Here is a 13,963-nt window from a genome sequence, read left to right as displayed (position 1 = left end):
TCTTGGACCGTTGGGTGGGACCAGGCCGGATAGTCTGGCGCAAATAACAGTGTTACGGGGTTATCACAATTGCCGTGAATGGCAATAGAACCTGGTAAGGCGGCCGAGACTTAGCGCAGATCGAGGGTCGATAAGGAAAGCCAATGTTCGGGGCTCACGATCGAACTCCGCATTTATGCCGAATGGCGTTCGGCGATCTTTGCGCAAGCATCGGCTCCTTGGCACGATGCGCCGAACCGCATCTGAATCTCTCGGGATGCTCCACATTTGGTTTGACCGAATGGCGCCGTCAATCGATACGCGACGGAGAGAAGCCTTGCGCGGAGGATTTGGTCGTGGTCGAGCATCGAGGTTTGCATGTGCCCGTACCTGCGGCTCGACCAGGCGATGCTCCCGATTTCAGCAGGATGACATTTCCAGTTGCCGGCTCGGTCAAGCGGCCAGCGCCCGACGCCGCGGAGGCGGAGCTGCGAAGCCTGCCTTATACGCTCATCAGAGTGCTGGATGACGCGAGCATCGCGGTCGGAGAGTGGAAGCCCGATCTCGACGTCCAGGTGCTGCGTGATGGTCTTCGCTCAATGTTGATGACGAGGATCATCGACGAGCGAATGTTTCGCGCCCACCGGCAGGGCAAGACCAGCTTCTATATGCGATCGAACGGAGAGGAGGCCATTACTGCCGCTCAATCGCTGGTTCTTGGCCCAGAGGACATGACCTTCACGTCCTACCGATCGCTGACATGGCTCATGGCGAGGGGCTATCCGCTCATCGATTTGTTCAATCAGATCTTCGCGAATTCGAACGACCCGATGAAGGGACGGCAGATGCCAATCCTTTATTCGGCGCGAGACTACGGGTTCTATTCGTTGTCGGGCAATCTTGGCAGCCGCTTCGGGCACGCAGTGGGCTGGGCCATGGCAGCGGCATACAAACGGTCAGACAAGATTGCGGTTGCGCATATTGGAGACGGCACCAGCGCCGAAGGAGATTTCCATGAGGGGATGACCTTTGCCACAGTGTATAAGGCGCCGGCCATTCTCTGCATTGTCAACAATCAGTGGGCGATCTCCAGCTATTCGGGCATCGCTGGGGCGGATGAGACGACCTTCGCTGCCAAGGCACTTGGCTACGGAGTGCCGGGCTTGCGCGTTGACGGGAACGACTTCCTGGCAGTCGCGGCGGCGACACAATGGGCGGTGGAGCGCATCCGCGCCGGAATGGGCGCGACGTTGATAGAGTTCGTGACCTATCGCGCGTCGGCACATTCGACGAGCGACGACCCCACCAAATATCGTCCCGCCGAAGATGCCGAGCACTGGCCACTGGGCGACCCGATCGAGCGGCTGAAGCGTCACCTCATTTCAATCGATGAGTGGTCGGACGAGCGCCATGTCCAGCTCGAGGCGGAGCTAACTGAGACCATACGCGCGGCCCAGAAAGAAGCCGAAGCGATCGGGACTATCGGAAAATCCCGTCCCAGTCTCGCTGAGATGTTTGAAGGCGTGTTCAAGGAACCGGATTGGCGCGTAATCGAGCAGCGGCGGGAAGTGGGGATCTGAGCGATGCCAGTCATGAACATGGTTCAGGCGATCAATTCCGCGATGGACGTGGCGCTGGGCAACGATCCGGACATTCTCATCTTCGGACAGGATGTCGGCTATTTCGGCGGGGTCTTTCGCGCGACGGAAGGACTCCAGCAAAAGCACGGGATCGAGCGTTGCTTTGACGCGCCAATCACGGAAGGCGGCATTATCTCGGCTGCGATCGGAATGGGAGCGTACGGGTTGAGACCCGTCGTTGAGATCCAGTTCGTCGACTATCTTTGGCCGGGCTACGACCAGCTTCTGTCCGAGGCTGCGAAGCTTCGCTACCGCTCGAGCGGCCAGTTCTGGGCTCCGATCACTGTGCGCTCGCCCTATGGCGGCGGCATCTTCGGCGGCATGACCCATAGTCAATCTCCTGAGACGCTGTTTGCGCACATCCCCGGCTTGAAGACGGTAATTCCCTCCAATCCCTACGACGCAAAGGGACTGCTGCTTGCTTCGATCGCCGAGGATGATCCGGTGATCTTTCTTGAACCCAAGCGGCTCTATAACGGTCCGTTCGACGGCCATCATGATCGCCCGATCAAGAGTTGGGCGCAGCATTCTCGGGCCGAAGTGCCGGCGGGGCGCTACACCGTCCCGCTTGGCAAAGCTGCAATCGTTCGCGAGGGATCAGCCGCAACCGTCCTTGCCTACGGAACGATGGTTCATGTTGCCGAGAGCGCGATCGCCGAGGGGGGACATGACGCCGAGCTGATTGATCTGCGCTCCATCGTGCCTCTCGATGTCGAGACCATTGCCGAATCCGTCAAGAAGACCGGACGATGCGTGATCGTGCACGAAGCCACGCGGTTCTGCGGATTTGGCGCCGAGCTTGCCGCGCAGATATTGGAGCGGTGCTTCTACCATCTGAAATCGCCGATCGAACGCGTCTGCGGCTACGACACGCCTTATCCGCACACGTTCGAATGGGATTATTTCGTCGGGCCGAAGCGCGTGGACGCGGCCCTCAAGCGCGTAATGGGAGGCTGAGCGTGGGGCGTTATTTCTTCCGCCTTCCGGACGTGGGCGAGGGGATTGCCGAGGCCGAAGTCGTCGCCTGGCACGTCTCCGTTGGTGACGTCGTCACGGAGGACCAGAATCTCGTTGACGTGATGACCGACAAGGCAACAGTCGAGGTGATGTCGCCAGTTTCGGGAAAGGTGAGGGCGACTCACGGTGAGGTCGGCGGCATGGCGCCGGTCGGGTCGGTGCTGATCGAGCTTGAAGTTGATGGTCCTGGCAACGCCGATGCGGAGACTCTTGCTCCCACACCCATTCTTGGTACGAGCCACGCCGCGATCGCCAATCCCGAAGTCCACTCGCGGCAAGCGCACGTCTCGTCCATCCCTGCTGCGGCCGAGCTGCCCGCAAGATCAATGCCGACGGAGTCCACGAAGGGGACGGAACGGCCGAAAGCCGCTGCAGTCTGGGCAATGCGGGCCGCAGACGAAGCGCCCCTCGCTGCGCCGTTTACTCGGCGCCGCGCACTCGAACTTGGCATCCCGCTGCAATATGTTCCCGGCACCGGACCAGGCGGCCGGATCACGCCAGACGATCTGGACAACTTTATCGCATCGGGAGGTGCCGCGCCGGTTGGCGACGCTCGCTACGTCGCCCGAAAGGGCGTTGCCGACCACAAGATCGTCGGTCTGCGCCGGAAGATCGCCGAAAAGATGCAGGAGGCGAAGCGCCGCATCCCGCACATCAACTACGTTGAGGAGTGCGACGTCACCGAGTTGGAAGCATTGCGCGCCGACGTCAATGCCCATCGCAGGCCTGACCAACCCAAGCTGACGCTGCTGCCCTTCTTCATGCGCGCGCTGGTGCGTGCTGTGCCCCACTTCCCGCAGGTAAACGCTCGCTTTGACGACGACGCAGGCCTTCTGCACTCCTATGAGGGGGTTCACATCGGGATCGCGACGCAAACGGACGGCGGGCTTATGGTCCCAGTCATTCGTAATGCCGAGCGGTACGACATTTGGGCGCTTGCGAACGAGCTTTCTCGTGTCTCGGCCGCCGCCCGACGTGGCTTGGCGACACGGGAGGAGCTATCCGGCTCAACCATTACTCTCACAAGTCTGGGGACGCTGGGCGGCATCGTCTCGACGCCTGTCATAAACCATCCAGAGGTGGCGATTCTTGCGCCCAACAAGATCGTCGAACGGCCCGTGGTCGAAGGACACTTCGTAAGCGTCCGCAAGATGATGAACCTGTCTTCCTCCTTCGACCATCGCATCATCGATGGCTACGACGCAGCTCAGTTCGTCCAGTTGATGAAGCGGCTGATCGAGCACCCGGCTCTCATATTCATGGATTGACACGATGAACGAAACCCTGACCCCAAAGGTCCTGGTTGTGGGCGGCGGACCTGGCGGCTATGTCGCCGCGATACGCTGCGGCCAGCTTGGCCTTGAAACCGTTCTGGTCGAGGGCGACCGGCTGGGCGGCACTTGCCTGATCCGGGGCTGTATCCCTTCGAAAGCGCTCATCCACGCTGCATCCCTTTACGCCGAAATGGCGGAGACGGCGAAAGCGGCCCGTTTCGGTATCGCTCTTCCCGAGAGGCCGATGCTGAACTTCGGCGCCACGATGGCCTGGAAGGACGGCATTATCGATCGCCTCAACGGCGGCGTCGGCGGGCTGCTCAGAAAAGCCAAGGTAAAGACCATCTCCGGCTGGGCCCGGTTCTCAGATGCCAAAACCTGCGCGGTGCAGACCGCGGATGGCGTGACCACAATTCGCCCCGAGCACGTCATTCTTGCTACGGGCTCCAAACCGATCGAGCTGCCGTTTCTGCCCTTCGGCGGCAGGGTCGTTTCGTCGACCGAGGCGCTATCGTTTTCGACGCTACCCTCGAAGCTCGTCGTTGTCGGTGCAGGTTACATCGGTCTTGAGCTTGGAATTGCGTATCGCAAGCTTGGCGCTGACGTGACTGTGGTCGAAGCAAAATCATCCATCCTCCCTCAATATGACGCTCAACTCGTCGAGCCGGTAAGGCGCTGGCTCAACACCCACGGGGTCGAGGTTGTCCTGAATGCGAAAGCGATCGGCGAAGAGCAGGGCGGCCTTGCGATCGAGCGGAGCGAAGGCGATCGAAGAATATTGCCAGCGGAACGCATCGTCGTGACCGTTGGGCGAGGGGCCGCGACCCAAGGGTGGGGCCTCGAAGCGATGTACCTCAAGATGTCGGGACCATTCGTCGAGGTCGACGAGCGTTGCCATACCTCGACAACAAATGTCTGGGCCATTGGCGATCTTGTCGGCGAACCGATGCTTGCCCACAAAGCGTCGGCTCAAGGTGGGATGGTCGCTGAGATCATCGCCGGCGAAAAGCGTCGTTGGCAGCCTGTGGCAATCCCGGCAGTTTGTTTTACGGAACCCGAGATCGTGACGGTTGGGGTCGGCCCTTCGGACGCTGGAGCAGACACGGTCAGCGCTCAATTCCCTTTCGCGGCAAATGGAAGGGCTCTCAGCATGGCCGGCGCGGAGAACGGCTGTTTCGTTCGCGTCATTGCCCATAAGAGCAGCCACCGCATTCTGGGTATTCAGGCCGTTGGCAGCCACGTGGCCGAACTCGTCGACCAGTTCGTGACCCTCGTTGAGATGGGAGCGGTCCTTGAGGATCTCGCCGGGGTCATACATGCGCACCCCACTTTGGGCGAAGCAACTCACGAGGCAGCCCTGGCCGCCCTTGGGCACCCGCTTCATTTTTAAGAACCCGCAACCGAGGCGATTGGAATGACCATTCTTTCACGGCGCAGCGCCGTCGAACCTTTCCGGGCCATTGACGTGATGACGACCGCATTTGCGCTCGAGCGGGAAGGGCGTCGGATCATACATATGGCTGTTGGCGAGCCGGGGGCTTCGGCGCCGAAGCCGGTTCGGGATGCCGCGGTCGCGGCGCTGGCTGGACGGATCGGCTACACCGAGGCGCTGGGCATACCGGCCCTTCGAAAGCGGATCGCGGGTTACTATCGTTCATCCCATGAGCTGGACATTCCGCCGGAGCGGATCGTGGTAACGACGGGCTCTTCCGCTGCCTTCAATCTCGCCTTTCTCTCGCTTTTCGACGTTGGCGATCGCGTATGTCTTCCCACGCCCGGTTATCCTGCCTACCGCAATATTCTGAAGACACTCGGGCTCGAGGTCGTCGAGCTTCCGACCACTGCGGAAACACGCTGGACTCTCACGCCGGAGATGCTCGACGGCGTCCATTCTCGCAAGCCTTTGAAAGGATTGATCCTCGCGAGTCCTAACAATCCCAACGGCACGATGATCGCACCGAATGATCTCCGCGCCCTGGTCGACGCCTGCCGTGATCTCGGCATCCGTCTGATCATGGATGAGATTTATCACGGGCTCGTCTACGACTTTCCGACCAAGAGCGCGCTCGCCTTTTCCGACGACGTGATCGTGATCAACAGCTTCTCGAAATACTACTGCATGACCGGCTGGCGAATCGGCTGGATGGTTGTCCCGAGCGAAATGGTCCGGACGGTGGAATGCCTTCATCAAAATCTCGCGCTCAGCGTCAATGCACTCTCTCAACATGCCGCGATCGCCGCGTTCGACGCGACCCAAGAGCTCGAGGCAGTCAAGGCAGGGTACGCAGTGAACCGCGAATATCTGCTGAAGAAGTTGCCCGAGATCGGTCTCGATGACCTGCATCCAAGCGATGGCGCCTTTTACGTCTATGCCAACGTGCAGCGCTTCACGAATGACAGCATGGATTTCGCGCATCGTCTGCTCATCGAGGCAGGCGTGTCGGTGGCTCCGGGGATGGATTTCGATGCCGCTCGGGGCGCCAATTACATTCGCTTTTCCTTCGCCGGAACACAGACCGATATGGTGGAGGGATTGGAGCGCATCTCGGCGTGGTTGCGATAAGGGCGGGTGCGAACGCGCATTGGCGCCGCGGAGGAGGTTGGCCATTGGTCGTCTCGTGCGGTTTTGTCGTCTGGACGACATCCGCGGCGCGGGCATTGTGCCATTGATGGAGACATGACGATCGCTGATCGTGTCATTAGGGCCGGATCGCAACAGACCCGACGCGAGATCCTGTTGGTGGCAAGCCGGCTCTTCGGGGCGCGCGGCTACGCTGCGGTGTCTGTTCACCAGGTTGCGGGAGGCGCTGGCGTGTTTCCGAACCAGGTTACCTATCATTTCGGTAGCAAGGATGGCTTGTTCGTCGAAGCCGCTGGACGGCTCATTCTGGAGGCCGGGCAGGCGGCCGAAATCTCGGCGCGGTCGGCAAGATCAATTACGGAGTATCAGGAGATACTCACTGCTTCCATCTTGGGGGAGGGGCTGCCCGCCGTTCTGGCTTTCATTGAGGCGACGCTGATCGCACGAAGGCGCTCGAATTTCGTGCCGCAGATCAAGGCGACGATGGATCGACTTTATGAACAAGGCGCACGAGCGACCTCGGAGGTTTTCGCGCAAAAGCGATGGGACATTGGGATGTCGGCCGAAAGTTCGGCCCAGACTTTCTGGTCAAGCATGATGGGGCAAGCGCTGCAATTGATCGCCGCCGGAGCGACATCGACCTGCATGAGTGATGATTGCCCAAGGGCAGGTCGAACTCGACATGCACCGTCAAAAGAGTGAAAGGGAGGCCTGATGGCATTGCCTGCAATTCTCGAAGGCCGCTTGCGATTGCCCGCAATCGCAGCCCCGATGTTTCTCACGTCTGGACCGGACTTGGTCGTTTCAGCCTGTCGGTCGGGTATTCTCGGTACCTTTCCTGCGCTCAACCAGAGAACCTCAGACGGTTTTGCGGACTGGCTTAGGATCATTGAACGGCGTTTACTCGCGCATCCCTCGGCTGCGCCCTACGGCGTCAACTTGATCGTGCACAAGAGCAACTCACGCATGGCGGTCGACTTAGGCATTGTTGCTGAGCATAAGGTGCCGCTCGTCATTACTTCGCTTGGCGTTGTGCAGGATGTAGTCGATGCCGTCCATTCATATGGCGGCTTGATCTTCCATGACGTCGTCAACAGGCGGCACGCCGAGAAGGCTGCTGAAGCCGGCGTCGATGGGATCGTGGCTGTCTGCGCCGGTGCGGGTGGTCACGCCGGAGCCTTAAGCCCGTTTGCTTTGATCGAGGAGATTCGCTCCTTTTATTCGGGAACGATCATCCTGTCCGGGGCGATGTCCACAGGTCGGCATGTTGCGGCCGCGCGCATGATGGGGGCGGACCTAGCCTATCTCGGAACCCGCTTTCTTGCCACCAGAGAGGCGCTCGCCGACCCGGACTACAAGCGGATGGTCGTGGAATCGAGCGCTGCTGACATCATCTACACGCCGAACATATCGGGGGTGCCGGCAAGTTTCATGCGCGCCAGCCTGGTGGCAGCCGGGCTCGATCCGGAAAACCTACCTTCCCATCGCGAGCTCGCCACCAGGACCGAAAAGAAGGCGTTCAAATCGATCTGGTCCGCGGGACAGGGCATCGGCGCGATCAGTGACATCCCCGGTGTCGTTGAGCTCTGCGAGCGCATGATCGCTGAGTATAGGACAGCCCTGGGCGAGGCGGTGGGAGATCCGTTCATCGCCCGGAAATCGTAGCCGCGGGGCCTTGCCCGCATCCGCGCTGCTTCCGGAGCTTCTCCAATCATTAGGACTTTCGATATGAGCAGAGACATTGTCGTTCTCAGTGCAATGCGTACAGCGATAGGGACCTTTGGAGGTACCCTCCGGGATGTACCGCTGACCCGGTTGGCAACAATTGCAGTAAGGGCTGCACTCGATCGCTCCGGTGTAGCGGCTGAGAAGGTGGGGCATGTGGTGATGGGTAACGTCGTCCCAACGGATCCCAACGATGCGTATCTTAGTCGCGTAGCGGCTCTCGACGCGGGGCTCCCGATTGAAACGCCGGCTTTCAATGTCAACCGGTTGTGCGGCTCGGGTCTGCAGGCGATCGTTTCTGCAGCTCAGGCGATCAGCCTCTCCGACACTGACGTTGCAATCGCCGGCGGAGCCGAATCGATGAGCCGCGGTCCGTATCTTGCCACATCCACGCGGTGGGGAGCCCGTCTGGGCGACGCGGGTCTGGTCGACTACACGAACGGCATACTGCATGACCCTTGGCGGAAGTTTCATATGGGAGTCACAGCCGAGAACGTGGCCAAGCTCCATGGCATCGACCGAAGGTCTCAAGACGAGTTGGCCGCAGAGAGCCAACGTCGGGCGTCACACGCAATTGCCGAGGGTAGGTTCGCAGATCAAATTGTCCCCGTCGAGATCGCGTCGCGCAAGAAAACCGTCGAATTCAAGGTCGATGAGCATGTACGCAGCGGCGCAACGGTGGAATCGTTGGCCGCGATGACCCCGGTCTTCCAGAGCGATGGGACCGTAACGGCTGGCAATTCGTCCGGTTTGAACGACGGCGCTGCCGCGGTGGTCCTGGCAGACATCAGGACGACAGAGGTACGAGGGCTAAAGCCAATCGCGCGCCTGGTCGGTTACACCCACGCAGGCGTTGATCCAGCCTACATGGGGCTCGGGCCGGTGCCGGCGACCCGGGCGCTGCTCAAGCGGACAGGGCTAAAGGCAAGCGATCTCGATGTAATCGAATCCAATGAGGCGTTCGCCGCGCAAGCTTGTGCAGTGATCCGAGAGCTGGACCTGGATCAGGCAAAGGTGAACCCGAATGGATCCGGAATCTCGTTGGGGCATCCGGTAGGCGCGACCGGGGCGATAATCACGGTCAAGGCCATCCATGAACTTCATCGAATCCGGGGACGCTATGCCCTGGTCACGATGTGCATTGGTGGTGGACAAGGCATCGCCGCGATCTTCGAACGAATGTAGGTCCGGCTCTCATCTTCAACAAAGAGAATTTCGGGCTGCAGGGGGAGGATCGCGACCAGCTCGGGAGTCGACGCCGCCGTAAGGCTCGGCTGCAACCATCTGATCGGCCCGCTAACGCTCGCGGGCGTGATCGGTCGCGTCGGAGGACTGCGCGCAGGCTACGGATCAGCGTGGTCAAAACCCAAGTTTTTCATCTATGCCGAATGCGCATAAATCGGCGATATCATGAATAACTTGATCAGCAACGGAGCATCGATTATCGGCGGCCGTTAGGCCGGCAAGCCCGCACAAGAAGGTCGACTACCCAAGCTGCAGCAGAGTGCTACTGCGCTCTTCTCCATCTGCGTAGATGTCGAACGGCATAAGTTAGTTATCCAGCGGAGGAGATAGAACGTGATTCGTCGCAGAGGCTTGAGCTTGTCTATTGGCACGGCATTACTTTTTTCCGTGGCAACATCCAATGCGATCGCGCAAGAGAGCGGGACGCTAGCAAAGGTCAAGGAAGCGGGCGAAGTTGCGGTGGGCTACCGTGACAGTGCAGTCCCGTTTTCATTTCTCGACGACAAGCAGACGCCAGTCGGCTATGCGGACGATATCTGCCTCAAAATCGTCGATGCGGTTAGATCGGAGCTGAAGAGGCCCGATCTGAAGGTTAAGTGGGTGCCGGTGACTTCGGCTACGCGCATACCTTTGATGGCGAACGGCGCGATCGACCTGGAATGCGGTGTCACGACAAACAATGTCGAGCGTCAAAAACAGGTCTCGTTCACAAATACCCACTTTCTCGCCACGAGCCGATTTCTCTCCAAGAAAGAGTCGAATCTTAAGAAGATCGATGATCTCAAGGGGAAGACCGTCGTTTCAAACTCCGGGACTACAAACATCAAGCAGTTAAACGAGGTCAACGTCGCACGCGGCCTCGGGCTCAACATCATCCCCGCCAAGGACCACGCTGAAGCCTTCCTGTTGCTCGAAACGGGGCGCGCAGTCGCGTGGGTTATGGATGATATCCTTCTAGCTAATCTTGCGGCTTCCTCGAAAAATCCGACCGGGTACGTGCTGTCTGACGACGCTTTTTCCAAGCCGGAGCCCTATGGAATCATGTTGCGTCGCGACGACCCGAAATTCAAAGCGGTGGTCGACAAGGCGACCGCTGCGCTCTACCAGAGCGGCGACGGCGCCAAGATCTACGAGAAATGGTTTCTCAGGCCGATCAACTCTGCTGGACTGAATTTGAACGTCCCGATGAGCGATGGGCTCAAGCGAGCGTTTGCTAATCCGACCGATTCTCCAGATCCCGACACCTATCAGTAAACGTGGCATGCGCAGAACGGAGTGGTGCGTGCTCGCGCGCCACTTCGTGGCTCGTGGCGATAAGCCTGCCAAGCTCTTCATGAGTATCGGCGGAGAGCGTGGACAAAATCATGAACTACAAATGGAATTGGGGAATATTCTGGGAGTTGTCGCCGGAGGGCGGCCAAACCTATTTCGACACGTTTCTCGCCGGTACCACTTGGACACTCTCGACGGCAGTGTGCGCGTGGTTGTTAGCGCTTACGCTGGGGTCTCTGGTCGGTGTTGCGCGAACACTGAAATCACCAACGCTCGTAAAGTTCGGCAACGCGTACGTCGAACTGTTCCGAAACATTCCTTTGCTGGTCCAAATATTCCTCTGGTACTTCATCATGCCAGAGCTGCTGCCCACGAGTTGGGGCAATTGGGTTAAGGGACTAGTCAACGCGCCATTTTACTGCGCGGTCCTCGGCATTGGCTTCTACATGTCATCGCGGGTCTCCGAGCAGGTCAGGGCTGGCATCATGACCCTGCCGCGCGGACAATCCATGGCGGCAATGGCGCTTGGGCTGACAACCTTCGAGGCCTATCGGTACGTCCTGTTGCCGATGGCGTATCGGATAATCTTGCCGCCGCTGTCGTCCGAGTTTCTGAACACCATCAAAAATACGTCCGTTGCGCTCACTGTCGGCCTACTCGAACTTACGGCTCGAGCTCACGCCATGCAGGAGTTCTCCTTCCAGGTCTTTGAAGCGTTCACCGCTGCAGCGGCAATCTACCTGACGATAAACGCCGTTGTCGTGCTCGCCATGCGGATCCTCGAAGGCCGGCTCGCCATTCCCGGCTTCAATTCTCCTAGGTAGCGTGATGTTGGCCAATTTCGATTTTGCCGTCATTTGGCGATCACTGCCGTACCTTTTCCTGGACGGCATGGCGTTCACTCTGACGTTGACTGCGGTGGCGACAGTCGGAGGGATAATTATCGGAACGCTGATCGCCATGATGCGGCTGTCCAGCGTCCGGGTGTTGGCGATAAGCGGCGCCTCCTACGTGAACTTCATCCGTTCGCTTCCGTTGGTTCTCGTCATCTTCCTCATCTATTTTCTGATGCCGTATCTTGGGCAGTGGCTGCTGGGTACACCAAGGCCAATTCAAGTCAGTGCGTACGCATCAACGTTTGTAACGTTCACGCTGTTCGAGGCAGCCTATTTTGCGGAGATCATGCGAGCTGGGATCCAGTCGATCCCTCGCGGTCAAATCTTCGCCGGCTATGCACTTGGTCTCAACTACCGGCAAATGATGTCGAACGTGGTGCTGCCGCAGGCGTTCAGAAACATGCTTCCGGTCCTTCTAACGCAAACGATCGTCCTATTTCAGGATACGTCGTTGGTATACGTGCTTTCGATTACCGACTTTCTTGGCGCAGCCACGAAGATTGCGCAGAGAGATGGTCGATTGGTCGAGATGTATCTATTCGTAGCCGTCGTCTACTTCCTGATTTCCTTCACCGCTTCACGATGTGCACGGCGTTTGCAATCGCGTGTGGCCATCATCCGCTAACGTTATCACAGGATTGATAGTGACTATGTCGACGGCACAAGGCGCGATGATCGAGCTGCGCGAGGTATCGAAGTGGTACTCGCCCGGTTTTCAGGTTCTGAAGAATTGCACGACGCAGGTCCAAAAAGGGGAGGTCGTGGTGGTCTGCGGCCCGTCGGGTTCTGGAAAATCGACGCTCATCAAATGCGTCAATGCCCTGGAGCCGGTTCAGGGCGGGGAAATCTTCATAGAGGGGACCAAGGTCAACGATAAGTCGACTAACCTTCCGAAGTTGCGGTCGCGTGTCGGCATGGTCTTCCAACACTTTGAGCTATTCCCCCATCTGACCATTGTCGAAAACCTGTGCCTAGCTCAACAGAAAGTGCTTAAGCGCACGAAAGACGCCGCATCGGCTAAGGGCTACAAGTTGCTCGAGCGCGTCGGGCTCAAGGACCATTCGCACAAATATCCAGGGCAACTGTCAGGAGGCCAGCAACAACGAGTGGCGATCGCGCGGGCCCTGGCAATGGATCCGATCGCCATGTTGTTCGATGAGCCGACATCGGCGCTGGATCCGGAGATGATCAATGAGGTTCTCGACGTCATGGTTGAGCTCGCTCGAGAGGGCATGACGATGATGGTCGTCACGCACGAGATGGGATTTGCGAGGAAGGTGGCCAACCGAGTCGTATTCATGGATAGGGGCGAGATCGTTGAGGACGCGATGAAAGACGAGTTCTTCGGCCAGCCGCGTTCCGAACGCGCGCAGACGTTTCTCTCGAAGATATTGTCCCACTGACGTCGCAGATGGTGGGTTCAACTCGGGATTGATATCGCGTTGGTAATAGATCGATGGCATCAATTTGTTGATGCTATAAATTCAGAACGGGCGTATTTTGACGTGCCCATCGAAGCAAGCGTGTTGATGAAAGCTGGCGCCTGACGCGCTGGCGGCTGAGTTCATATCGATGGGGCCGGTTCTTGACGAGTGAAAGAAGGACGTGAAGTGAAGATGAAGACGATCGGAGTAGTCGGTGGCGTTGCCTGGCCCAGCTCGATCATTTACTACCAGACAATCAATGATTTGATTGCACAGCGCCTGGCCGGAAGCGGCCGTCATTGCGCAAAGCTGGTTTTGGCGCAGACTGACTTTGACGAGGTGGAGCGCCGGCAGACCGAAGGCCGCTGGGACCTCGTCGGCCAGTTGCTTGCTGAGCAGGCGAATAAGCTCAAGGCCGCAGGCGCCGATTTCTACATCATCGCATGCAACACGGTTCATACGGCTGTCGAGTTCATTGAACCGAAGGTCGATCTTCCTTTCATCCACATTGTTGACCCGGCGGCACAGCAGGCCGTTGCGATGGGCTGCAAGACTGTGGGCCTGCTCGGCAGCGGATACACGATGAAAGGGACGTACTTCGTGAACCGGCTGAAGGAGCGCTATAAGTTGGATGTGCTGATTGCTGAGGGCGAGCACGGAGACAACGTCCACAATGCCTTGTATGAGGAGCTTACCAAAGGCATCTTCCGAGCTGAGACGAGGACGAAGTTCAAAGCCGCGTTGGAGGATCTGGCCCGCCGCGGTGCTGAAGTGATCATCCTCGGCTGCACCGAATTCGGCATGCTTGTCAAACCAGAGGACAGCCCCGTACCTCTTATCGACACAACGATTGCTCACGCGACAGCCGCGGTCGACTTGGCGTTGAAGTCCGACTAACCGACATCACAAC

Annotated in this window: 13 protein-coding genes; all 13 read left to right on the top strand. The window is 58.8% G+C overall.

The window, feature by feature from the left end:
• The first annotated feature begins 182 nt into the window (after positions 1-182).
• The 13 genes from Q3C01_RS27235 to Q3C01_RS27175 all read left to right on the top strand — a co-directional run bounded on the left by Q3C01_RS27235 (position 183) and on the right by Q3C01_RS27175 (position 13,950).
• A complete protein-coding gene (locus Q3C01_RS27235) occupies positions 183-1,559 on the top strand; it encodes a thiamine pyrophosphate-dependent enzyme (protein WP_458148377.1) in 1,377 nt (458 codons plus the stop codon).
• A gap of 3 nt (positions 1,560-1,562) precedes the next feature.
• Positions 1,563-2,576 carry an alpha-ketoacid dehydrogenase subunit beta gene (locus tag Q3C01_RS27230; RefSeq protein WP_458148376.1) on the top strand — a complete coding sequence of 338 codons (1,014 nt, stop codon included), beginning with the start codon at positions 1,563-1,565 and terminating at the stop codon, positions 2,574-2,576.
• A gap of 2 nt (positions 2,577-2,578) precedes the next feature.
• Positions 2,579-3,904, top strand: coding sequence for a dihydrolipoamide acetyltransferase family protein (locus Q3C01_RS27225; protein ID WP_458148375.1), 1,326 nt, complete (start codon positions 2,579-2,581; stop codon positions 3,902-3,904).
• Positions 3,905-3,908: 4 nt separating this feature from the next.
• Positions 3,909-5,300 (top strand): dihydrolipoyl dehydrogenase, encoded by a 1,392-nt coding sequence (gene lpdA, locus Q3C01_RS27220; protein ID WP_458148374.1) that lies wholly within the window; start codon positions 3,909-3,911, stop codon positions 5,298-5,300.
• 24 nt (positions 5,301-5,324) lie between these two features.
• On the top strand, positions 5,325-6,473 hold the full coding sequence (locus tag Q3C01_RS27215) for a pyridoxal phosphate-dependent aminotransferase (RefSeq protein WP_458148373.1): 1,149 nt from the start codon (positions 5,325-5,327) through the stop codon (positions 6,471-6,473).
• Between the two features lie 114 nt (positions 6,474-6,587).
• The gene (locus Q3C01_RS27210) at positions 6,588-7,193 is read left to right on the top strand and encodes a TetR/AcrR family transcriptional regulator (protein ID WP_458148372.1); all 606 of its coding nucleotides are present in this window, start codon (positions 6,588-6,590) and stop codon (positions 7,191-7,193) included.
• A 12-nt stretch (positions 7,194-7,205) separates the two neighbouring features.
• The gene (locus Q3C01_RS27205; RefSeq protein ID WP_458148371.1) at positions 7,206-8,156 is read left to right on the top strand and encodes an NAD(P)H-dependent flavin oxidoreductase; all 951 of its coding nucleotides are present in this window, start codon (positions 7,206-7,208) and stop codon (positions 8,154-8,156) included.
• 63 nt (positions 8,157-8,219) lie between these two features.
• On the top strand, positions 8,220-9,401 hold the full coding sequence (locus tag Q3C01_RS27200) for an acetyl-CoA C-acyltransferase family protein (protein WP_458148370.1): 1,182 nt from the start codon (positions 8,220-8,222) through the stop codon (positions 9,399-9,401).
• 417 nt (positions 9,402-9,818) lie between these two features.
• On the top strand, positions 9,819-10,715 hold the full coding sequence (locus Q3C01_RS27195) for an amino acid ABC transporter substrate-binding protein (protein ID WP_458148431.1): 897 nt from the start codon (positions 9,819-9,821) through the stop codon (positions 10,713-10,715).
• 110 nt (positions 10,716-10,825) lie between these two features.
• Positions 10,826-11,557: an amino acid ABC transporter permease gene (locus Q3C01_RS27190; RefSeq protein WP_458148369.1), complete on the top strand. Its 732-nt coding sequence runs from the start codon at positions 10,826-10,828 to the stop codon at positions 11,555-11,557.
• Positions 11,558-11,561: 4 nt separating this feature from the next.
• Positions 11,562-12,254: an amino acid ABC transporter permease gene (locus tag Q3C01_RS27185; RefSeq protein WP_458148368.1), complete on the top strand. Its 693-nt coding sequence runs from the start codon at positions 11,562-11,564 to the stop codon at positions 12,252-12,254.
• Between the two features lie 46 nt (positions 12,255-12,300).
• Positions 12,301-13,032, top strand: a complete 732-nt coding sequence (locus tag Q3C01_RS27180) for an amino acid ABC transporter ATP-binding protein (protein WP_458148430.1) — start codon at positions 12,301-12,303, stop codon at positions 13,030-13,032.
• A 213-nt stretch (positions 13,033-13,245) separates the two neighbouring features.
• Positions 13,246-13,950 (top strand): aspartate/glutamate racemase family protein, encoded by a 705-nt coding sequence (locus tag Q3C01_RS27175; RefSeq protein WP_458148367.1) that lies wholly within the window; start codon positions 13,246-13,248, stop codon positions 13,948-13,950.
• Positions 13,951-13,963 lie beyond the last annotated feature (13 nt).

The organism is Bradyrhizobium sp. UFLA05-109 (assembly GCF_054185165.1).
Note: the sequence above shows the minus strand (reverse complement) of the source record. Positions and strands in the feature narration are given on the sequence as shown.